This is a genomic window from Brevibacillus sp. HD3.3A, from assembly GCF_013284375.2.
GTDB classification, from domain to species: Bacteria; Bacillota; Bacilli; order Brevibacillales; family Brevibacillaceae; genus Brevibacillus; species Brevibacillus parabrevis.
Map to the genome: position 1 here is coordinate 5,735,610 of NZ_CP085874.1, position 21,749 is coordinate 5,757,358.

General features: G+C 53.0%; 21 protein-coding genes and 1 riboswitch. Of the genes, 7 read left to right on the top strand and 14 right to left on the bottom strand.

Annotated elements, in window-relative coordinates; genetic code table 11:
* The first annotated feature begins 176 nt into the window (after window positions 1-176).
* Window positions 177-986 (top strand): Fpg/Nei family DNA glycosylase, encoded by an 810-nt coding sequence (locus HP435_RS26810; RefSeq protein WP_173599052.1) that lies wholly within the window; start codon window positions 177-179, stop codon window positions 984-986.
* Between the two features lie 33 nt (window positions 987-1,019).
* Here HP435_RS26810 and HP435_RS26815 read toward each other — a convergent pair whose 3' ends face one another.
* On the bottom strand, window positions 1,020-1,919 hold the full coding sequence (locus HP435_RS26815) for a GNAT family N-acetyltransferase (RefSeq protein WP_173599053.1): 900 nt from the start codon (window positions 1,917-1,919) through the stop codon (window positions 1,020-1,022).
* Window positions 1,920-2,068: 149 nt separating this feature from the next.
* Between HP435_RS26815 and HP435_RS26820 the strand changes: the two genes are divergently transcribed.
* Together HP435_RS26820 and HP435_RS26825 are read left to right on the top strand one after the other, a co-directional pair.
* Window positions 2,069-2,512, top strand: a complete 444-nt coding sequence (locus tag HP435_RS26820) for a 2Fe-2S iron-sulfur cluster-binding protein (protein WP_173599054.1) — start codon at window positions 2,069-2,071, stop codon at window positions 2,510-2,512.
* A gap of 18 nt (window positions 2,513-2,530) precedes the next feature.
* Window positions 2,531-3,172 (top strand): thiamine diphosphokinase, encoded by a 642-nt coding sequence (locus tag HP435_RS26825; RefSeq protein WP_173599055.1) that lies wholly within the window; start codon window positions 2,531-2,533, stop codon window positions 3,170-3,172.
* Between the two features lie 61 nt (window positions 3,173-3,233).
* Here HP435_RS26825 and HP435_RS26830 read toward each other — a convergent pair whose 3' ends face one another.
* Window positions 3,234-3,923, bottom strand: a complete 690-nt coding sequence (locus HP435_RS26830) for a uracil-DNA glycosylase (RefSeq protein WP_122962536.1) — start codon at window positions 3,921-3,923, stop codon at window positions 3,234-3,236.
* 227 nt (window positions 3,924-4,150) lie between these two features.
* Between HP435_RS26830 and HP435_RS26835 the strand changes: the two genes are divergently transcribed.
* Complete coding sequence (locus tag HP435_RS26835; protein ID WP_122962535.1) at window positions 4,151-4,666, top strand: stalk domain-containing protein; 516 nt, start codon at window positions 4,151-4,153, stop codon at window positions 4,664-4,666.
* Window positions 4,667-4,829: 163 nt separating this feature from the next.
* Window positions 4,830-5,159, top strand: a complete 330-nt coding sequence (locus HP435_RS26840; RefSeq protein WP_173599056.1) for an antibiotic biosynthesis monooxygenase family protein — start codon at window positions 4,830-4,832, stop codon at window positions 5,157-5,159.
* 61 nt (window positions 5,160-5,220) lie between these two features.
* Here HP435_RS26840 and HP435_RS26845 read toward each other — a convergent pair whose 3' ends face one another.
* The 4 genes from HP435_RS26845 to HP435_RS26860 all read right to left on the bottom strand — a co-directional run bounded on the left by HP435_RS26845 (window position 5,221) and on the right by HP435_RS26860 (window position 10,632).
* On the bottom strand, window positions 5,221-6,675 hold the full coding sequence (locus HP435_RS26845; RefSeq protein WP_173596336.1) for a sigma-54 interaction domain-containing protein: 1,455 nt from the start codon (window positions 6,673-6,675) through the stop codon (window positions 5,221-5,223).
* Window positions 6,676-6,702: 27 nt separating this feature from the next.
* Window positions 6,703-7,914 carry a trans-sulfuration enzyme family protein gene (locus HP435_RS26850; protein WP_173599057.1) on the bottom strand — a complete coding sequence of 404 codons (1,212 nt, stop codon included), beginning with the start codon at window positions 7,912-7,914 and terminating at the stop codon, window positions 6,703-6,705.
* A gap of 229 nt (window positions 7,915-8,143) precedes the next feature.
* Window positions 8,144-9,862: a GMC family oxidoreductase gene (locus HP435_RS26855; RefSeq protein ID WP_122962531.1), complete on the bottom strand. Its 1,719-nt coding sequence runs from the start codon at window positions 9,860-9,862 to the stop codon at window positions 8,144-8,146.
* A gap of 17 nt (window positions 9,863-9,879) precedes the next feature.
* Window positions 9,880-10,632, bottom strand: coding sequence for a gluconate 2-dehydrogenase subunit 3 family protein (locus HP435_RS26860; protein WP_345742698.1), 753 nt, complete (start codon window positions 10,630-10,632; stop codon window positions 9,880-9,882).
* Window positions 10,633-10,784: 152 nt separating this feature from the next.
* Between HP435_RS26860 and HP435_RS26865 the strand changes: the two genes are divergently transcribed.
* Window positions 10,785-11,480 (top strand): hypothetical protein, encoded by a 696-nt coding sequence (locus tag HP435_RS26865; RefSeq protein ID WP_173599059.1) that lies wholly within the window; start codon window positions 10,785-10,787, stop codon window positions 11,478-11,480.
* Window positions 11,481-11,524: 44 nt separating this feature from the next.
* Here the strand turns inward: HP435_RS26865 and HP435_RS26870 are convergent, their stop codons facing one another.
* The 8 genes from HP435_RS26870 to HP435_RS26905 all read right to left on the bottom strand — a co-directional run bounded on the left by HP435_RS26870 (window position 11,525) and on the right by HP435_RS26905 (window position 19,458).
* Window positions 11,525-12,367 (bottom strand): alpha/beta fold hydrolase, encoded by an 843-nt coding sequence (locus HP435_RS26870; protein ID WP_173599060.1) that lies wholly within the window; start codon window positions 12,365-12,367, stop codon window positions 11,525-11,527.
* A 14-nt stretch (window positions 12,368-12,381) separates the two neighbouring features.
* The gene (locus HP435_RS26875) at window positions 12,382-13,176 is read right to left on the bottom strand and encodes an energy-coupling factor transporter transmembrane component T (protein WP_229049765.1); all 795 of its coding nucleotides are present in this window, start codon (window positions 13,174-13,176) and stop codon (window positions 12,382-12,384) included.
* A complete protein-coding gene (locus tag HP435_RS26880; protein ID WP_173599061.1) occupies window positions 13,167-13,988 on the bottom strand; it encodes an energy-coupling factor ABC transporter ATP-binding protein in 822 nt (273 codons plus the stop codon). Before HP435_RS26880 ends, HP435_RS26875 begins: the two co-directional genes overlap by 10 nt.
* The gene (locus tag HP435_RS26885) at window positions 13,985-14,827 is read right to left on the bottom strand and encodes an energy-coupling factor ABC transporter ATP-binding protein (RefSeq protein ID WP_173599062.1); all 843 of its coding nucleotides are present in this window, start codon (window positions 14,825-14,827) and stop codon (window positions 13,985-13,987) included. Before HP435_RS26885 ends, HP435_RS26880 begins: the two co-directional genes overlap by 4 nt.
* A complete protein-coding gene (locus HP435_RS26890; RefSeq protein WP_122962525.1) occupies window positions 14,824-15,429 on the bottom strand; it encodes a QueT transporter family protein in 606 nt (201 codons plus the stop codon). Before HP435_RS26890 ends, HP435_RS26885 begins: the two co-directional genes overlap by 4 nt.
* Before the next feature lie 186 nt (window positions 15,430-15,615).
* Window positions 15,616-16,950 (bottom strand): APC family permease, encoded by a 1,335-nt coding sequence (locus HP435_RS26895; protein WP_173599063.1) that lies wholly within the window; start codon window positions 16,948-16,950, stop codon window positions 15,616-15,618.
* 138 nt (window positions 16,951-17,088) lie between these two features.
* Window positions 17,089-18,756, bottom strand: coding sequence for a glutamine--tRNA ligase/YqeY domain fusion protein (locus HP435_RS26900; protein WP_063228911.1), 1,668 nt, complete (start codon window positions 18,754-18,756; stop codon window positions 17,089-17,091).
* An 84-nt stretch (window positions 18,757-18,840) separates the two neighbouring features.
* Window positions 18,841-19,458 (bottom strand): SET domain-containing protein, encoded by a 618-nt coding sequence (locus HP435_RS26905; protein WP_063228910.1) that lies wholly within the window; start codon window positions 19,456-19,458, stop codon window positions 18,841-18,843.
* A 246-nt stretch (window positions 19,459-19,704) separates the two neighbouring features.
* Window positions 19,705-19,793: riboswitch (cyclic di-GMP riboswitch) on the top strand.
* Between the two features lie 184 nt (window positions 19,794-19,977).
* Between HP435_RS26905 and ggt the strand changes: the two genes are divergently transcribed.
* A complete protein-coding gene (ggt, locus tag HP435_RS26910; RefSeq protein WP_063228909.1) occupies window positions 19,978-21,696 on the top strand; it encodes a gamma-glutamyltransferase in 1,719 nt (572 codons plus the stop codon).
* Window positions 21,697-21,749: the final 53 nt, after the last annotated feature.

The following is a 21,749-nucleotide window of genomic DNA, read 5'->3' on the forward strand; positions in this document are numbered from 1 at the left end:
ATTGCTTTGGGGCTTACCCTTATACTATATTACCCGATTTGGCAATATCGTTGGTAATCTTGTGCAAAAACAATACGAAAAGACCCGTCGCCATAAAAACAACGGGCTGGGCATGCCAGCTATCCGATCTGGAAATCATAATAGAATGCAGCTTTATAGAGAAAGGAGAAATCGTCATGCCGGAATTGCCTGAAATGGAAACGTACCGCAGGCTGCTCCATGAGCAAATCTGCGGTGCGGTCATCACCTCAACAGCCGTCCAGCGGGAAAAAACCATCAATCTGCCCCCGGCACAGTTCGGACAGCTTTTGCAAAACAATCGCCTGACGCTTATCGAGCGGCGCGGCAAGCACCTCTTGTTTCACTTGCAAAGCGGCCACGTCCTGCTGCTTCACCTGATGCTGGGCGGTTTTCTCTACTTGGGTACAGCCGAGGACAAGCTCGCTCGGACTGCCCAGGTAACTGTCTTTTTGGGAGAACGAGTGCTGTATTTTCACGGATTGCGGCTCGGTTACTTGCACCTGCTCACTCCCGATCAGATCGACGAAAAGCTGGCCCCGCTCGGCCCAGAACCGCTCAACCCGGAGTTCACGCTGACCCACTTTGAAAAGCTGCTGGAAGAAAAGCGCGGAGTTTTAAAAACAGCCATGGTCGACCAACACTGGATCGCAGGCATCGGCAACTGCTATTCCGACGAAATTTGCTTTCACGCGCGCATACTGCCTACGCGCCGCATCCCCGAACTGACTGCGCCAGAGCGAGCCACTCTCTATCATTCCATGCAGGAAGTGCTTGCAGAAGCGATTCGTTTTGGCGGTTACATGAAACAGCCGTTGTATCGCACCGACGAGTTGACAGGCGGGTTCGACGAGCGTTGCCAAGTGTACGATCGCGGCGGAGAGCCATGCCTGCGTTGCGGACAGCCTATCGTAAAAGACGAGCTATCCTCGCGAAAAGTTTTTTTCTGCACTCATTGCCAGCAATAAGCCAATCAGCGATTGCGGAATCCGATCAAGCTGTTATTCTTGCGCCGTCTCCATCTGCTTGACCATGTACACCTGCTCGGTTTCCGATGGCCCGAAGCCTGCTGACTCCAAAATTTCCAGCAGCAAGCCTTCAGAGGCGCGCAAGTTGAAGGTCGACCACTTGCAGTCCGATGCGTATGGCGCGTACACGTGGGCGAGAGCGGCGCTCAAAATGTTGCGGGCATCGCTGTGGCCCGGCTGAGCCACACATTGGCGCAAAACGACGTTGCTCACTTGTCCCGCTTCATTTACCATGCTTTTGTACAAGGCGTACCCGACCGCCTGCCCCGCTCCGTCTTCGACCATTACTGCCTGTGCGTCCCGCAAGCTTTGCCATTGATTTTGCCAGGCGACATCTCCGTCGTAGAACGGCAGCGCAGTCACTTCCTGAGTGACAATCGGCCTGATCCGATACTCTGGCTTGGTCGCCCCACCGAATGCATGCTCAGGCAGCGGGCCGATTCGTTGCCAGAACAAGAGGCGGTCAACCACCTCGTACCCTTTTTGCTCATACAGGGCTATCGCCTTGCTGTTTTGGCTCATCGCCTCCAAGGTAGCCACCTGCACGCCAGCTTCCTTGTACAGCTCAAGCGTCGCATCAATCAACTGCCGCCCCACTCCTTGACGGCGATATTCGGTAGCGACGCCTGTCCCGCCGTTCCAGGCGACTTTTTTCCCGCCGATCGTTCTCAGTCCGCTTGCCACCAGGCCAATCGGCTCTTCTCCATCAAACGCGACGACAGACAAGCCCATGACATACCCTTCGTTCCCCAATCGCTGCACCAGCATCTCTTCCGTCATCACAATCGAAACGAAATAACCTTCAAAACCTCTGTTCCAAGCTTTTGTCACCTCGGCAAACGTACAGTCGCTCATTCGCTTGATGGTAATCATGCCATCACCTTCCATGATTTTTTCGATAAAATTATTTTAATCGAAAATGCCTAAAAATTCAATCTTTTACACACAACACAACATCTCTTTTTGTCACTCCCGCTTCGCACATGGTAAGATGGAAAAAATCACTTACCGGGGAGGTTCCTATGCGCAAACAGCTTACTGTCGGTTCTTTGATCGCCGGACGCTCTCCCGTACAGCAACCTGTCTACACTCCTGTTCACACCAACTTGCCTGAGTTGGGCAAACAAGCAGACAGCCGGGTTTTTGCCAAGCCAAACAAGCAAAACAGACCAATCCCGACGGCAAAAGCACGACACAAGCAGGTGCAGATCAAGCAAAACTCTCGAACATTCACAATCGGGCAAGCTCCCTGTCAGACGCTGCTACAAGCCGCACAGACGCAGGGACAATCGCTCTCTTACAAATGCCAGCAAGGGTATTGCGGAAAATGCAGCGTCCTGGTCGTATCAGGCAACGACTTGCTCACCGCTCCGACCCGGCAGGAACACGAGAAGCTGGACAAAAAGCTCGCGGCAGGCTATCGGCTCGCTTGTCAAAGTGCATTTCACTCTACTATTTCAGATTAAAAGGTGGCCACTGACTGCATGAACACTACACGCATCCTACTTTTCGCAGGCGGAAATCTGGGTGACTGGGCCATCCGTTACATACGCGAAGGCGACTGGCTCGTAGGCGTGGATCGCGGCGCGCTGTTTCTCGTTCGCAACGGCCTGTCGCCACGCTTGTCAATCGGCGACTTCGATTCGGTCACCGCGGAAGAGATGGCGGAAATCGAACGCCACAGTCTGGATGTCTCCGCTTGCGATCCCGTCATGAAAGATTTGACGGACACCGAAATGGCGCTGACCTGGGCCATCGGGCAAAAGCCCCGGGAAATTGTCTTGCTCGGAGTGCTCGGCTCCCGCTTCGACCACACTCTCGCCAATGTCCATCTGCTTGGCAAAAGCTTACAGGCAGGAGTTTCCTGCCGCATTGTCGATGAACGCAATGAAATCCGCCTGATCAACAGCCACTGCCAGCTTTCGCAGGACCAATTTACCCACGTTTCCCTGCTGCCTTTGACGATGGAAGTCACCGGAATTACGCTGCGCGGATTCATGTACCCGCTGGAAGACGCCACGCTGCGAATCGGCGACACGCTGGGCATCAGCAACATACTGGTAGAACAAACCGGGACGATTGATGTACGCACAGGCCAACTGCTCGTGATCAAAAGCAAAGACTGAGCCATAGCAAAAAGGATCTGCGCCGTTCGTTGCAAGCGAGCGGCACAGATCCTTTTCCCATTTATTCTTCTTCCTCTACATGCATCGGCAATTGCCAATCGATCTCTTCCATTCCCTGCGAACGCAGAAACGCATTGGCTCGGGAAAACGGTCGGCTTCCGAAAAATCCGCGATTGGCCGAAAACGGACTTGGATGCGGCGAAGCGATGATGCAATGTTTCTTTTTGTCGATGAAGGCAGCCTTCTCTTGCGCGTGTTTTCCCCACAGGATGAACACAAGCGGCTTTTCGCGCTCATTCAGCAAATGAATGATTTGGTCGGTAAACGTCTCCCAGCCGATGCCTTTGTGCGAATTTGGATTGCTCGCCCGCACCGTCAGCACCGTGTTCAACATCATGACTCCCTGCTTGGCCCAATGGCTCAAGTAGCCATGCTCAGGAATGGCGCAATTCAAATCGCTTTGCAACTCTTTGTAAATATTCACGAGAGATGGCGGCGGTTTGATTCCCGGCTTGACCGAGAAGCTCAAGCCATGGGCTTGTCCCGGCCCGTGATAAGGGTCTTGTCCCAAAATTACTACTTTGGCCTGTTCGTAGCTGGTCAGATGAAGCGCTGTAAAAATGTGATACATATCCGGGTAAATGGTCTGTGTCTGATATTCTTCCTTCAAAGTCTGACGGAGCTTCAAGTAATACGGTTTCTCGAACTCCCCAGCCAATACGGGAGCCCAGTCATTTTGCAAAATAGCCATTTTCCTCACCTTATCCGCTAATCTTTCTATTACCTTACCACAAAGTGACCTTTCACTGAATCATCGTTTCAACCTGTTTGTCCGTCTGGGACCAGGCGCGGCTAGTCCTACCTTTTCTCCCATTCGTAGTCTATGTTTCCTATTACCCTCGTTTGATAGCTTTTCTCCCATGATCTTTGACATAATGTTTTCTGGGAAGATTTAGACAAAGGGAGAGGTTTTTCGACATGAAATGGGACTTGAAATCATTTTTTGGGGGAATTATCGTCGGCTCGGCACTCTTTTCCGGAATCGCAATCGCGGCTCCAGCTTATCCGGATGTGGCTGAAGGCACAAATACGCCTTTTACTTACTACTTCGAAGGCGTGCCAAAGTCTCCGAGCAGCGACGTCCAAGGTATCATGTACAAAAACTCTGTGTACGTACCGATTCGTTTCGTGGCAGAAAACTTGAACAAGCCAGTCATTTACGATGCCAAAACGAAATCGATTTTTATCGGTAAACTGCCAGTTGCCAAAATGTACTCGAAAATGGAAGCGGTTGAACTGGTCAAAAAGAAATATGCAGGCAGCCTTACACCTACACACGTAGTCGAATATGACCACGATGACGAAAAAGGGCACTATGTCATTCAAGTGTACCAAACTGTAGTAAACAATTTCCAGTCCGGAGACAGCTACACCAGCACGTACGGATGGTTCGTCGTGAACCCGAATACCGGAGAAGTGAAGTCGTTGCTGTAAGCATGCACTTATTCTTTTATATAAACAACGAAGGACAGCGGCCTGTAGGGGAGCCGCTGTCTTTTTGCTTTCCAGTAACTGGACAACTTTCGATTGACTTTGAAAATCACTCTCCATACGATGAGTAAAGACAGCAATCAATCAGTGGAAGGGTGTTTGGCTCATGATGGTCGAAATCAAAACATACGTGGTACAGGAAGGCTTCTCCGATGAAATCGTCAAAAGCTTCAGCGAACCAGGCGTGGTAGAAAAAGCTCCGGGCTTTGTGGACTTGAGCATTTTCGTGCAAAAGCCGCGCAAAGACGAAGAAGAAGTCGTAGTCATGATTCGCTGGGAGTCGAAAGAAGCTTGGAAACAGTGGGAATTGAGCGAGCCGCATCTCGAAGGACACCGCAAAGCGCGCGAGCAAAAGCGTCCCGAGTTCATCATCAGCTCCAAAAGCGGCCATTACGAACTGAAAGCGATCAAACACCCGGAGCAGCAGCAAGTCTAACTGCCTGCCCGACATAAACAAGCCTCGTTTCGCAGAAAACATCTCGAAACAGAGGCTTGTTTTATATATCAAGGTTGTACTTTTCCATCTTCCGGTACAAGGTAGAAAGACTGATTTGCAGCTCGCTGGCAATCGCCGCTTTGTCCTGACGGTACGCGCTGCTCGCCAAATATTTTTTCAGAACAGAGCGCTCATAATCAGCCAAAAGCTGTTCCAGCCCCGCCCCCGCCTCATCTGCTCGCCCCGTCGCTTCCTCCGCAAGCAAATATTCCGGCAAACTCTCATGGTCAATCAGCGATCCATCCGCCATGTTGACCATATATTCCACGGCGTTTTCCAATTGCCGGATGTTTCCCGGCCAATCGTATGCGGCAAGCCTGTGAACGAGCGAAGCGTCAAGCTCCAGCCTGCCCTTTTGCAAAAGTGTCCCGTACCGATGCAAAAAATGCTGCAAGTACAGCGGGATATCTTCCCGGCGCTCGCGCAACGGCTTCAGGCGAAGCGGGATGACATTCAGCCGATAGTATAAATCTTCGCGGAACGTCCCTTCCTTGACCATGTTCTCCAAATCTTTGTGAGTCGCCGCGATGACCCTGACGTCGATCTCCAGCGTCTTCACGCCTCCGACCCGCTCTACCGTTTTTTCCTGGAGAACACGCAAAAGCTTGGGCTGCAAAGACAGCGGGATATCCCCGACCTCGTCGAGGAAGATCGTGCCTTTGTGCGCCAGCTCGAATTTTCCCGGCTTTCCTTCGCGGCGAGAGCCTGTAAACGCTCCGCCCTCATAGCCGAACAGCTCGCTCTCCAGCAGCGTTTCGGGAATCGCCGCGCAATTGATTGCGACGAACGGCTGTCTGCTGCGCGGCCCCTCGCTGTGAATCGCTTTTGCCAGCAATTCTTTGCCCGTACCGCTCTCTCCGCGCAACAAAACAGTAGAGATGCTGCCCGCCACCTTCTTCGCCTTGGCGATCACGTCCCGCAAGCCTGTATCTGCCCCGATCAGTTGGGCGAAGTACACGGGCTTGACGACTGCCTGCGGCATTTCCTCCTGGATGTTGCAGCCTTTTTCCCGTTCGGCATCCAGTTCCAGCAGCTTGTGTTCGATCAGCGAACTCGTGTGCTGCAAAAACGGCATCCACTTTTCCGAGTGGTGCAGCATCTTTTCCTTTTGCTCAGGCGAAAAGCCGATGATGCCGATGACCCCGACCGTCTTTTCCCGCTTGTGTACCGGGAAGCCGATTGTTGCAAGCTCCCTGCATTGCTGCAAAAATTTGCAGTTCATGCACTGGGAGTCGTTCTTTTTCATGTCAAAAATCATGCCTGGCTGTCCAGTCTGCAAAATCATCCGGAAAAACGATCCTTCCGGCGCAGGCAGCCCGATCAAATCCGAATAGTAGCCTGTGCCGCTCACCCGAATCCCTTGTTCATCCAGGATGGTGACATCCAGCCCCAGCACCTTGGAAATATTGTCTGCGTATGATTGGATGAATTTCTCTATCCGGGAAAATTCGGTCATGGTCGATCCTCCTGCCTGTCACGTTCCTTACCCTCTCGCAGCAGCCTCCGCCACAGGGACGCAGCGTAGCGCCTGCTCCAGATCAGCAATGATGTCCGTCGCATCCTCCAGCCCGGTTGAAAGGCGAATCAAACCGTCTGTAATGTTGAACTTCAGACGATCCTCCACCGGAATGGAAGCATGAGTCATCGACGCGGGATGCTGCACGAGTGTTTCCGGGTCTCCTAAGCTAAACGATATCATAGCGAGACGCAGCGCGTTAATGAAAGATTTGGCGGCGTCATACCCTCCCTTGACCTCGAAGGAAACGATTCCGCCCATCCCCGCCATTTGCCGCTTCGCCAGCTCATGCTGCGGATGGGATTCCAGTCCAGGGTAGTAGACGTGCGCGATCGCCGGGTGCTTTTCCAAGTATTCCGCTACAGCTTGCGCATTTTGGCAATGTTGGCGGACGCGCAGGCCCAACGTCTTCAATCCGCGCAAAATCAGGAAGGCGTCCCATGCGTTCAAGTTTTGCCCCAGATCGCCCATGATGTTTTTGCGCATGAACTGTATTTGCTCTTTGTTCGCGACAATAAACCCGGCGATAACGTCCCCATGCCCGTTCAAATATTTGGTCGCGCTATGGACAACCACATCGGCTCCCAGCTCCAACGGCCGCTGGAGATAAGGCGTCATGAACGTATTGTCGACAATCACGACGATACCTCGTGCGTGCGCCAAACGGGACAATGCGGCGATATCGAGGACTGTCAGGCACGGGTTGGAAGGCGTCTCGATGTAAAGCACGCGGGTGTTGGCCCGGAAAGCCCGCTCCACTGCCTGCAAATCGGTACAATCGACGAAATCGGTCGCAATGCCGTAACGCGGCGCCATTGTAGCAAGAAACTTGTAGCTGCCTCCGTATACATCCCGCGTACACACCACATGGTCGCCTTGCTGCAAAAAGGCAAGCAGCGCCCCGGAGATCGCTGCCATTCCGCTGGATACGCCCAAAGCGGCTTCCCCGTTTTCCAACGCTGCGATTTTTTGCTCCAACGTCTCGATCGTCGGATTGCCGTACCTGCCGTAATACGTTCCGCCCCGCTCCCCGGCCACGCAGGCAGCAGCGGAATCCGCATCGGGAAACGCATATGCGACCGCAGGCACGACAGCTGCCGTGACCGCCCCCGTTTTCGGGCAAGGCTCTTGAGCCGTATGAATAATAGCAGTGTCCAGCTTCCAGTTGTTCGTTTTCATCATTGTCTCTCCTTTTGGCGATCCTCTCGCTCATCACTGGCAAATCGTAATAGCAAGGAGCGTGCCAACGAAAAAACCGCATGAAACCGCGATATTCTCGCTTTTACGGCTCACGCATTTTCTCATTTTCGCGAAAAGCTTTTGCTTCTATACGAAAAAAAGCCGTCATATAAACCGACGGCTTTTCGCAAATTCGCTAAATCCATTTTGCAATCGTAACAAAATACAGCTACACCAGCATGCCGCCACCGCTCTGCCGATACTTCAAAATGCCCTCGGCCGCCCGGTACGACAGCGCCCCCATCGTGCCCGTCGGATTGTAGCCGCTGTTGTGAGCAAAAGACGATGCGCCGACGACAAACACATTTTCCGCGTCCCACATTTGCAAGTAGTTGTTGACCGCCGAAGTTTCCGGCGATGCCCCCATGATCACTCCGCCTGTATTATGCGTGGATTGGTACGGGGTAATGTCGTAAGGGCCAAGCTTGCCGCGCACCTCGATTTTGTTGGCGCCCATTTCCTTGAGAATGTCCCCGCATTTGTCGGACAAAAAGGCAGCCAACTGCCTGTCCTGCTCCTCGAAGTCGAACGTAATGCGGATCAGCGGATCTCCGAACGCGTCTTTGTACGTCGGATCGAGATCGAGAAAATGGTAACGGAACGGCATGGAGGCCCCTTGCGCCCCGACATTGATCGTGCGGTTGGCGTATTTGAGCGAGGCTGCCTTAAATTCCTTGCCCCAGCTTGGCGTGCCTTCCGGAACCGTATTGTTGGCGATCGGACGTTGCCCGTACTGGGAGACGCTGATGTTGGCGCCATGAATGAAATTCAGGCTGGAGTGGTCAAAGTTGTCGCCGTTGTAGTCATCGAGCACCATGCCGAGCGAGCCGGCACCAGCGTAATTGTTGAACTCCTTTTCCTCGAAAAAGCCCGTGGCTCCGCCTTTCATAACCTGGTAGCAGTAGTTTTTTCCAATCACGCCTTTGCCCGTAGTCGGATCGTACGGTCGCCCCAGCTTGGACATCAGCAGCAAACGCGAATTGTTGAACACGTAGCTCGTCAACACGACGATGTCAGCAGGCTGTTCAATTTCTTCTCCAGTCGTCACGTCCGTGTACAGCACACCTGTAGCTTTGTTGCCCGTATGTAAAATGCGGCGCACGTGGGAATGGGTGCGGATTTCGAACTTCCCTGTCTTCTTCGCCACAGGGATAACCGTGACAACCGGGTCTGCTTTTGCCCCGTACTCACACCCAAAACGCTCGCAGTAGCCGCAATATTGACAAGCAGCCCGGGAAATTCCGTCCGGATTCGTGTACGCCTCTGACAAATTCGCGGACGGGAGCGGATAAGGATGCAAGTTCAGCTTTTTCGCCGCTTCCTCGAACATCTTCATGCTGGGCGTGCTTTTCATCGGCGGCGTCGGATAAGGCTGGGAACGTTTGCCGCCAAGCGGATTTTCCGAACCCGATATGCCCGCCATCCGCTCGAACTTGTCAAAGTAAGGCTCCAGCTGGTCGTAAGTGATTCCCCAATCCTGAATCGTCATGCCCTCGGGAATTTTCTTTTGCCCGTAGCGCTCGACTGTCTTGCTGTGAATCTCGAAATCATACGGCAAAAACCGGAACGTGTGGCCATTCCAGTGAACGCCCGAGCCGCCAAGCCCTGTTCCCAGCAAAAAAGAACCGTATGAGCGCATCGGCAGCGCCCGCACGTTCGGATTGCTGCGGAAGGTGATCGTTTCCTTGGACAAATCCTGCATCATTTCATAGCGAAGCGCGTAGCGCAGTTCATCGTGCACCATGAAATAGTCTTCTGTTTTCCGCTCTTTGCCGCGCTCCAGTCCGACGACCGTCAGCCCTTGCCTCGTCAGCTCCGAAGCGATCACGCCCCCGCCCCAGCCCACACCGACGATTACCACATCCACTTTGGGCAGTTTTCTGGCCATATGCTTCACCCCGTCTGTCAGTGTTGATGATCCCGCAAGCTGAGCGGCTCCATCTTCACGAATTTGTCTTGTTCGATGATTTGTGTGTAGGCCATTTGATTGCCTGGGTAATTTTTCAATCGCCAGCCATCCATATTTTTATTGCCGCCGTACAGCGGGTCTGAGTATATGCCTTCGATGGTGCTGGCTCGCAGCATTTTGAAGAAGGCGCTGGCCGAAATCGTCGTCAGTTTGACATCGTCCTTTTCAAAAGCCTTCAACACGGCATCCTGCTGCTCAGCCGTAATCTCGTAAAAGCGCTTGCCATGCGTAGCTTGGCTGTAGTTGTTCAGCTCCTGAATGCCGATGTCGAAAATCTCCCGCCGCTTCAACCTTCCCTGGTAGCCTTGGGTCACCTCTCCCGAATAAAACGGACCTTGCATGTACTCACGAGAGTTGAAGCCCCAATCGCCCGCAAGCTGGTGATCGATGAAGTAGGCTGCACCAAGTGCCTTTGCGCCCGGTCCAAGCTCGTCTTCCGGGAAAATCCGCTCACAGGCGGCATCCACCACCTTGAACTGTTCCGGGCTGAAATACATCAACGCCTGATTGTAATCGGCAGCAGGAGCCGGTGTCGCTCCCGGTTGTGGCGGTGCTTCCGGCTTGCGTAGCAGACTGCCTGCCACTCCGCCCACGACCAGACCACCGAGCACAAGCCCTGTGTTTTTCAGAAAATGTCTCCGTGACACTGGCTGCTCATGTTTGTTGTTGGATTCTGCCAAATCTACCACCTCCAGTTGTCTCTATCCCATGGTTTGCGCATTTTCGCGACAGGCTAAACGCATTTCGCGGAAATTTTCCCAGCATGCACCACACATAATTTCCAAAACACATTCAAAGGATATGGTTACCAATACAGCAAGCATAATTTGGAGGGATACTGATGAAGCGCTTTGGAACATGGGCAGGCAGAGCCGGAGTAGGCATTGCCCTGCTGCTCACCGCCTGTAACAACCAGGCCGCCCCGCAAGAGCCAGCCAGAACCCAAACTGTACACCCTGCTGGAATGGGCGAGACGGTCATTCCCAGCGTAGACCGGGACAAAAAGCTGACAACCAACTCTCATGGCACGACATTTAGCGGTATGGGCCACGATCTGTACAGTTCGATCGGAAGCTCGCATTTGCACAGCGGCGGCCCTTCGACCAAGCTGGAGGCGCAACTCGGCGCGGCAGGCGTCCACGGTGTACAAGCGTTAATCGTCGGCGATTGGGTTTTCCTCGCCCCAACCACTGCCAACCAAGCCTCCATCAACTCCATCGACCCGATGCAAGCCCACTTGCTCGGCAGCTATGCGGGCAGCAGCAGCCGAGGAAACGACACGCCGAGCGGGCTGGCTGGACAGCAGGCAAGAAACAACACGACAGGCGTGCTTGGCACCAGCGATCGCTCTGCCTTGTTTGCCCAGGCGCGCACCGTAGTAGAACGTTCGTATGGAACGGACGCGCAAGTCTGGACAGTCAGCTCGAAAAAAGGCATAGACGCATTGGAAAAAGTCAAAAAGCATTTGCGGGACAAAAAAGGGGACAACAAAATGGCGGACGAGCTGGACAAGCTGTTCCGCGAGGCAAAACGATAGACAAAAGTACAAAAAGAAAAGGGGCAAGCAGATGCTTGTCCCTTTTAGCGATGCAAAAACAGGTTGATTTCATTCACGGTTTCATCCGGATGCGTCACCATCAACAAATGCAAGGAATTGGCGATCGTCCTCACCTGCGCTTGCGGCACAGCGCTCCGGTATTTGGCGACCGCTTCCCGGAAGAAAGACCGCTGCGCTTCATCCGGCAAGTGATTTTCATCTGCCAGAAGCAACAGCACCGGACACGTCAGCTGCCGAAACAGCTCATCCAGATCATATGTCGCGTACTGATGAAAGTAGCTGTCAAACGCCTCCCGCGGCAAACGGTAGCCAAAGCCGCCGTCCTCCTTGCGCACAAGCTCTGTGCTCATCCAGCCTGCCGGAAGCTTCCTCCCACCATACCTTTTGGCAAATTGCCTTTCCGCTTCCTCTACCGTTTGAAACCGGGTTGATGACAAGCGCTCAACTGTAGGATCATGCTCAAAGCCCGGCATCGCTCCCAGGGAGTAGTAACCGCCATCGAGCAACACCAGCGAGGCAATCCGCTGCGGTTCGCGGACCGCGAGCATTTGCGCAGGCACGGCCGAAAACGAAGCCGCCACAATCGCCACTTGGCTCAGCCCTTCCTGCTCCAGCAGACAGGCCAAGTCATCGACGATCCGCTCAAAAGCAAACGGGCCGCGATCCGTAGAGTTGCCATGACCGCGCAAATCGACCGCCACCACCCGGTAATGCTTTGCCAGCTCGGGTAACAGCCAAGCAAACAGGTGCCGCGTATTGCGAATCGCATGCAGCAGCAAAAGCGCCGGAGCATCTGCATGGCCTGACACACTGTACTCTAGTCGCCCGGCTTCGACCTCTACATGTTTGACCTGCTCAACTTTCATGGCTTCCTCCCCTGTCAAATTCGTCCCGGAATGAGGACGCCAATATGCTCGGGATGCACACGGGCGATGTAAAACAGCGAGGCAACCGCACAGACACCTGCCAACAGCATGACGACCTCCGTCTTTTTCCAGCGCTTGCTGCGGTAAAACCGATGCTGGCTGTTCCTGATCTGAAAGCCTTTGGCATCGAGCGCATTGGCGATCAGCTGCACGCGCTTCAGCGAACTGAAAATGAGCGGAACTAGCAAAAACCCGTATTTTTTGATGCGCTCAAAAACATTGCCTTCCACCGTCGACATCCCTCGCACCATCTGTGCTTCGCGGATCGTCGCCAGATCATTTTTCACCAGCGGAATAAAGCGGAAAATAAGCGACAGCAAGTAACTGACGGAAAACGGGACGCCAAGCCCGCGCAGGCCCATCGCAATCTCTCTCGGCGAAGTGGAGAGCAAATAGTACATCGACAAAAGCGCCACATTCGCCAGGCGCAGCCCCATTCCCAACGCCCAGAGCACGCCGATATCGGTTACTTGCAGCGGGTAATTGATCAATGGAACGCTGCCGCTCCAGTACGCTACGCCTACGTTCGTGAACGGCAGCCATGTAATCGTCGCGAAAACCGCGCCTACTCCGCCCACCAGCGCGTACGCTTTGACCATCGAGCGTTTCCACCCCAGCCTGGCGATCAGCACCAGATTGCACAGCCAGACCACAGCCAGCGCTCTCGGGTCTTGAAACAGAAACGGCAGCAGGCCAAGCAGAAGAAACATCAGCAAAACGAAGCTCGGATGGGCATGCTTCATCGCCATTGCCCACCTCCCGCGATTTTTTGAGTCATTTGCTGCAAAGTGAGCGGAAGCGGTCCTTTCATCCCCGCCGCTTCGCCAAACCGATAAACAGCGGGTGCCTCCACCTGCGCGGATGCCAAAATGTCAGGCGCAGCAAACACGCTTTGCGGATCGCCGTCACACACCAGACTTCCCCGATGCATGACCAGCACACGCTCGGCGTATTCCGCCACCAGACGCATGTCGTGTGTAATGACGATGATCGTGTGACCAGCTGCATGCAAGCGGCGGACAAGCTCCATCATTTCCAGCATCCCCCGATAATCGAGTCCCGTAGTAGGCTCGTCCAGCACGATGACCTGAGGCTTCATCGCCAAAATCGAAGCAACGGCAATCTTTTGCCGCGTGCCTTTGCTGGAAAAGTAAGGCTCTGCCTCGCCCATTCCGCCTAATCCGACGGCTTCAAGCGCCTCGTTCACCGCTTGCTCGATCTTTTCCGCAGGCCAGCCCATATTTTTCGGACCAAAAGACACCTCTGCCGCTATCGTAGAGTGGAAAATTTGATGGTCAGGGTTTTGATAGCAATAGGCTACCGTGCGGGCCAGTTCGGCGGTCGACATCGTTTTCGTGTCGCAGCCGTTCACTTTTACGCTGCCTTTGCTCGGTTTGTACAAACCGTTGCAATGCTTGGCGAGCGTAGTTTTTCCCGAGCCGTTTCCCCCGATGATCGCGACGAACTCTCCTTGCCGAATCTGCAAGGATACTCCGTTCAATACCGGCTTTTCCCGGTCGTATCCGTACCAAACCTCGTCCAGTTCAATTACACTGCTCACACGCTTCCCTCCCGAACAAGCTGTGCCTCTCTGTATCGCGCAGCCAGTTCCTCAACCGTAAGCGGCAACGGGCCTGCCGTTTCGGCAAGCACGCCTTCGCGGCAGAGCAGATGGTAGAGGCGGATGACATCAGGGACAAAAATGCCGTGCTGATCAAGCACATCTGTCCGGGCAAAAAAGTCTCTTACAGGCAAGTTGAGCACAATCTGCCCTTTTGCCAGCAGCACCAGACGGTCGCAAAAAGTAGCCAGCTCCTCTGTCGCATGAGAGGATACGACGATGGTCATCTGACTTTCCTGCTTCAACCGTTGCAAGAGCGCGAATACTTCTCGCGCTCCCAATGGATCAAGCTCAGATGTCGGTTCGTCCAGAAGCAATACTTGCGGGCCATTCGTCAGGGCAGACGCGATTGCTACACGTTGCTTTTCTCCCCCTGACAATTCAAAAGGAGAGCGATCGGCAAACCCGGGAAGGCCGACCAGTTGCAGCACTTCTGTGATTCTTTGCTCGATTTGCTCATCGGAGCAGCCGACATTTTCCAGCGAAAACGCAAGCTCTTCTTCAATCGTCAGCCCGATAAACTGTGTCTCCGGGTCTTGGAAGACAACGCCCTGCTGCCCTTGCGCCTGGCGTTTTCCCGCAAACTGGCCTGCGTAATTGGCCGGGATCAACCCCGCAAGCGCCAGCAAAAGCGTCGTCTTTCCCGCTGCCGCCGGGCCAACCACCCCGACTACTTCGCCCGGATACAAGCAAAGACTCACATCCGTAAGCGCCGGGGTCGGAGAATCTTCGTAGTGCCAATGTACCTCTTGCAGTTGCAACAGCGGTTCCTGAATCACTGGGCGATCCTGCTTTCAGGCCCGAGATAGCTGTATTCCTGCAACGGTCGTCCGCGATACAGACCGGAGCGCTTCACAAACGGGTACAGCAGCTTCAACAGGATCGGGCCGAGAATCGCCGTCGAGATCGCCTGGTTCAAAAACACAGTAGGAATAAACAGAGAGGCAATCGCCATCGGCGTCAGACCGAGCGCCACATTGACCAAAATCGCGCACGCCACGACAGCAGAGCTGATCAGAACGACGAACACAAAATATTGCAGGAAGCTGCGTTTGGTTTTCAGCGCCGGGTGACTCACCGTGAGAAAGCCGATGAAACCTCCCAAAAAGTTGGAGAAAAACCCGACCGCAACTGCATGTGGCGGTGCTCCTCCGGTCAACAGGTCGCTGACCATATTGCCAAAAGCAAGGCCAATGCAACCTGGCAAGCCGAACAGCATGCCGAAAACAGGCTGCAAGGCATTCGCCGGACGAATCGGTACGGAAGGAATGAGCTTGATATTAGCCAGCATGATAATGGCAACTGCATATAATGCCGCTGTAACGACAATCAGCACGTAATCGACTGTCGTCCATTGGCGGCGAAACAATGAAGTCTGCATCAAAATGTACCTCCTTTATGTCAATTGCTAACGTTTGGAATATTGCCTGATGCCAGTTTACTCCACACCTTTTTTGGCGTCTACCAAAAAACCCGCTCCCGCACTTGTTATAGAAAAGTTGAATAAACAAAAGCCTCCCCATGCGCACTCGCAGCACAGGAAGGCTTTCTTCAAGCAAGTATCGTCCTATTCCTCAAACTTCATCAGTTCCAGTTTGGCGCCTTTGATTTTGACCAAATAAAGCAAATACACAAGCCCGACAAACGTCCACAAAAGTCCCAATATCATCGATTTCGCATGGAGACTGCCCCACAAAAATGCGAGAAAGGCTGTCCCGATCAGCGGAGCCAGAAAATACCCCCACCAATCCGTCGCACGCTTTTCTTGTTTTTGTCTCAGGAAGTAGGCAATGACGCTCAGATTGACGAAGCTGAACGCGATCAACGCTCCAAAATTAATAAAGGACGTAGCCGTCAGCAAATCGAGATACAAGGCAGCCAGCATCAGCGTTCCGACCAGCAGCACGTTAAGCAGCGGCGTCTTCAGTCTCGGGTGTATGTAGCCAAACCACTTTTTCGGCAAATAACCATCCCGGCCCATCGCGTACAACAGCCGCGTTACACTCGTCACCGACACCAGACCGGAGGCGAGCGTCGAAGACAAAGCAGCCGCCAAAAAAATCAGCTGAAAGACGGAGCCTCCGATAAACAGGGCGATTTCTGCGGAAGCTGCTTCCGGGTCAGACAATACGGAAACATCGGGAAACAGCGATTGCATGAAATACGAAGCGGTAATGAACAACGCTCCCCCGGCCAGTGCAACCAGCAAAATTCCCCGGGGAATCGTCTTTTTCGCATCTACCGTCTCCTCTGTCAGCGTAGTGACGGCATCAAAGCCTAAAAAGGAAAAGCAGAGGATCGATGCCCCCGACAGCAGAGCGACTACCGACAAATCAGCAGAAAGGAACGGACGGACGTTCAGCACCTGGCCCAGCCCATCTCCATTGATCAAGCCACGGATAGCCAGTCCGGCGAACAAAATAACGACGGCGATCTGAAAAAGCACCAGAAACGAGTTGACGGATGCCGTTACTGTCACGCGAAATACGTTTAATAAAGTAATCAGGGCAATAAACCCGATAATCCACCACGTGGTCGGCACATCGGGAAATACAGACGAAAGATACACACCCGTCAGCAAAGCGTTGATCATCGGCAAGAACAAATAATCAAGCAGCGAGGCCCACCCTACCAAAAACCCGGCATACGGATGAATCGTTTGCTGCGTGTACGTATACGCTGTCCCGGCCGACGGGAAGACGCGGACCATTTTCCCGTAGCTCGCCGCGGTAAACAGGATCGCCAGCAAGGTCACTGCGTAAGCGGCAGGAACATGCCCCCCTGTTTCTTCGGCAACGATGCCAAACGTATCAAAAACGGCCATTGGAGCCATATAGCCAAGGCCAATGACGACGATATGCCACAACTTCAAGCTGCGTGTAAGCTCTGCACTCCCATTCACTGTCTGTCCTCCTTCTGTTACACGACACGAATAATTATACACGCGAATGGGAAAAGTTCCACCGTTTGCGCACCAAAAAACGCTGTTGCACACGGTTCCCCATGCCGCAACAGCGTTTGGTTTTCAGGCTTGATATGCTTACGCTTTTGGCAGTTCAAACGAGCTTTTCAGCGAAACGATCCGGTTGAAGACCAGTTTGTCCGCCGTCGTATGCTTCGGATCGACATTGAAGTATCCGTGACGGAAAAATTGGTATTTGTCCTGCGGCTGCGTTTCTTTCATGTTCGGCTCGACGAATCCGTTCAGCACTTCCAGCGAATTTGGATTGATGTTGTCCAGGAAGCTTCCTTCCGAATCTTCGTCATCCATAATCAGTGGCTCGTACAGGCGAAATTCAGCCGGAACTGCCTGAGAAGCTTCTACCCAGTGGATTGTTCCTTTTACCTTGCGGCCAGTAAAGCCGCTGCCGCTCTTGGTTTCAGGATCGTAGGTGCAGTGCAGCTCGATGACGTTTCCGTCGGCGTCTTTCACCACATCGTTGCATTTGATGAAGTACGCGTGCTTCAGGCGAACCTCATTTCCCGGGAACAGGCGGAAATACTTGCTCGGCGGGTTTTCCATGAAATCGTCCTGCTCGATGTAGATTTCGCGGGAGAACGGAATTTGGCGATTGCCCATCTCCGGGTTCTCCGGGTTGATCTCGGCTTCGAGCATTTCTACCTGGCCTTCCGGGTAGTTCGTAATGACGACTTTGAGCGGATTCAAGACAGCCATGGTGCGCGGCGCCTTGAGCTTCAAGTCTTCGCGAATGAAATGCTCCAGCATTTTCGCGTCTACCGTGCTGTTGCTGCGCGCTACCCCGATCTCGCGGGCAAACGTGCGAATCGCTTCAGGGGTAAAACCGCGGCGACGGAAGCCGGCAATGGTCGGCATGCGCGGATCGTCCCAGCCATCTACCACTTTCTCGTCCACGAGCTGTTTCAGCTTGCGTTTGCTCATGACGGTGTTGGTCAGGTTCAAACGGGCAAACTCGTACTGGCGCGGAGTATTTTCCATCTCGCACTCGCTGATGACCCAATCGTACAGTGGACGATGGTCTTCAAATTCAAGTGAACAGAGCGAGTGGGTAACGCCTTCAATCGCATCTTCCAGCGGATGGGCGTAGTCGTACATCGGGTAGATGCACCATTTGTCGCCTGTGTTGTGATGGGTCGCATGAGAAATACGATAAATCACCGGATCGCGCATGTTGATGTTCGGAGAGCTCATATCGATTTTCGCACGCAACACTTTTTCCCCGTCCTTGAACTCGCCATTGCGCATGCGAGCAAACAGGTCGAGGTTTTCCTCCACAGAGCGGTTGCGGAACGGGCTGTCTACCCCTGGTTCTGTCAAAGTTCCGCGCAGCTTGCGCATTTCTTCGGCAGGCAAATCATCCACGTAGGCTTTGCCCTTTTGGATCAACAACACCGCACGCTTGTACATTTCTTCAAAGTAATCCGATGCAAAAAACAGCCCGTCCCATTCAAAGCCGAGCCACTGTACATCTGTTTTGATTGCTTCCACGTACTCTGTGTCTTCTTTCACCGGATTGGTATCGTCAAAACGGAGGTGGGCCTTTCCTTTGAACTCGCTTGCCAGCTCAAAGTTGAGGCAGATGGCTTTTGCATGTCCAATATGAAGATACCCGTTCGGTTCCGGCGGAAAGCGGGTAATGACTTCCTTGACCTTGCCTTCTTGCAAGTCGTCAATCACGATATTGCGGATAAAATTGGATGACGCTACCTTGTTTTCCAATGAAATCAACCTTTCACTTCACCTTTACATTCCATAATACTGATTCTCTTCCCAGAGTTCAACAAAATCGGGCCGTTGTCCGGCCCGCTGTCTCTACCATTCCTGCTCTTTTTGCCATTGGGATTGCGGCTGGCAGTACAACGAAATGATAGAGTCGAGGGAGCGACGCTGCTCGGTTATGCCGCGAATAATTTTCAAATGCTTGGGTCGAACCAGGTGGAGCAGCGGCTGTTCAACATGATTGAACCGGGCGAAAGCTTCAGCTGCAACCTCATCCCACTGCCGGTAATAGCGCAGCAAGTCATCAGGCATCACCCGCGATCGATTCGTCCCCGGCTCCGGCAAGCAATCAAACGGTTCATCCAGATTCAGCGTACCGTAATCATCGGTCAGCTCTTCCCCCGGCAAAATGTCTCTGGCAGCCAGCTCCAAGTCGTACATCGTCGCCACGCAGGTCGCATGGAAGCTGTGGTTCACAAATCGGGCCTTATCCCAGCACAAGATGTATTTTCCAAACTGATTTTTGAAGGAATACTTCTGCACATCCTGCTTTCTCAATGGGTCCAGTTTTTCCACATATGTCGGGTCCAATACCTGATCCAGGTCATCCTGTGCCCAGACAATCGTGCCTTTCGGGATCAATTTTGTCGCAAAAACACCGTACCCGATTTCATCGTTGATATAGCGAAGCTCCGTATCGGGATGCATCATGGCCTTGATTCACTCCTTGGCAAATGTGCGTTTTTACCATCATAAGCAGTTCGGCCAATAGTGGTGTGTGAATGTCGGGAAAAACGCACAACTCCCTGTTCCTCCCTTTTTTTCTAGATTAAAAAAATTTTTCTTATTTACCCCAATCGACAAATAGTCTATATTATTGACAAACGGATGATTAGGAAAATTTTCCTGTAACAATTGAATCAGTTTTCTATTATCAACTGGATGCGTTACCCATTGATATCGAAACGGCAAACCCGGGGAAATCCGGCGACGCAAAGCTAGAGGGGCTACCTCCGCACAAGCGGGCATGCCAGCCAGCTACCGAAGTATTGGTGTAGGACAAGACCAATGATCCTATATCATTGGTCTTTTTTTGCGCAACAATTGTCTATTTTTGTCCATTTATGTATTTATGTGTAAAAATATTCATTTTCAGTTAAGGAGGTGAGGCTGCGAAAAGCTGTCGGATTGTTGGAATCGTTCATCAAACATACAAGGAGGCTTCATACGATGTCATTCTGGAAGAAACTTTCTACTGTCGCATTGACTACTGCAATCGGCCTGGCAACCCTGTCTCCGGTTCAAGCAGCTAATCGGCCAACATCAATGTCGCCAAACGCAATGGTAACAACACCACACTATCTGGCTACAGCAGCAGCCCTGAAAACATTGGAAGACGGCGGCAACGCTGTAGATGCCGCCATCACCGCCGCTTCTACTCTCGCCGTCGTCTACCCGCATTACACAACGATCGGCGGAGATAACTTCTGGCTCATCTACAACGCCAAGACCAAGGAACTGAAAGCGCTGAACGGCAGCGGACGAGCTGGCGAAAAAGCAACGATCGACTACTACAAAGGCAAAGGCTACGAAAAAATTCCTTCCCGCGGCTACGAGTCTGCCAATACGGTGCCAGGCGTTGTTTCTGGCTGGTGGGAAGCGTACAACTACGCGCACAAAAGCATGGGCAACAGCAAGCTTCCGTGGCACAGGCTGCTTGAACCGGCGATCGGATACGCTGAAAATGGATATCCCGTCTCACCAAACCAGGTTTATTGGACAAAATACGCCATCGATCCGAACGATAACGATTTGAAAAACCTCCAGCGCTTTGAAGGGTTCCGCAAAACCTTCCTGAAGCCGAACGGAGAGCCGTATGCGCCTGGCGAAATCCTCAAGCAAAAGGACCTTGCCAAAACTTTGCAAATCATTGCGAAAAAAGGAGCAGACGGATTTTACAAAGGCGAAGTCGCCAAAAAAATCGTAGCGGATATGCAGAAAAACGGCGGGCTGCTCACCTTGAAAGACTTTGAAAAGCACACCTCCACATGGGCAGAACCGATTACAGTCGACTACCGCGGCTACAAGGCTTACAACGTACCGCCCAACTCCCAGGGCATGGCTTCGCTCTCGATCTTGAACGTGTTGAACAACTTCGACCTCAAGAGCATGGGCGAAGGGACGCCGGACTACTACCACACGATTGTAGAAGCCACCAAGCAAGCTTTTGCCGACCGTGACAAATGGCTGACAGACCCTGCTTTCGTCGACATTCCGGTGGACGAGCTGTTGTCCAAGCAACACGGCAAAGATTTGGCTGCACGCATCGATATGAAGCAAGCGGCAAAAGCAGTAGAGCCGCTCGATCCAAAAGGGGACACTACTTGGTTTGGCGTCGTGGACAAGGACGGCAACGCCGTTTCGATCATCCAGAGCCACTATTTTGACTGGGGTTCCGGTATCGTAGCAAAAGATACTGGCGTCCTGTTGCAAAACCGTGGAAGCTACTTCTCTCTCGATCCGAAACACATTAACCACCTGGAGCCTGGAAAGCGCACCTTCCATACGATTAACCCTGCCATGCTCTTCAAAGGGGACAAGCCTTACCTGCTTTACGGAACACAAGGCGGCGAAGGACAGCCACAAACGCAAGCGGCTCTCGTAACGCGTATTGTCGACTTCGGCTTTAGCGTACAGGATGCGATCGAGGCTCCAAGATGGCTGCACGGACGCAACTGGGGCTCCGCCTCCAACAATTTGAAAGTCGAAAGCCGGATTCCACAGGAAGTGTTGGACGAACTCGTGAAGCGCGGACATCCGGTTGAAAAGCTGGAAGCAGCCTATACAGATGCGATGGGACAATCCGGCGCCATTTTGATCGATCCGCAAACGAACGTGAAGTTCGGCGGCGCAGACCCTCGCGGGGAAGGCGCAGCAATGGGATATTAACCGATGGTCAGGCTGCTGAATCTTCTCAGCAGTCTGGCTGTGTCTACTCTGTG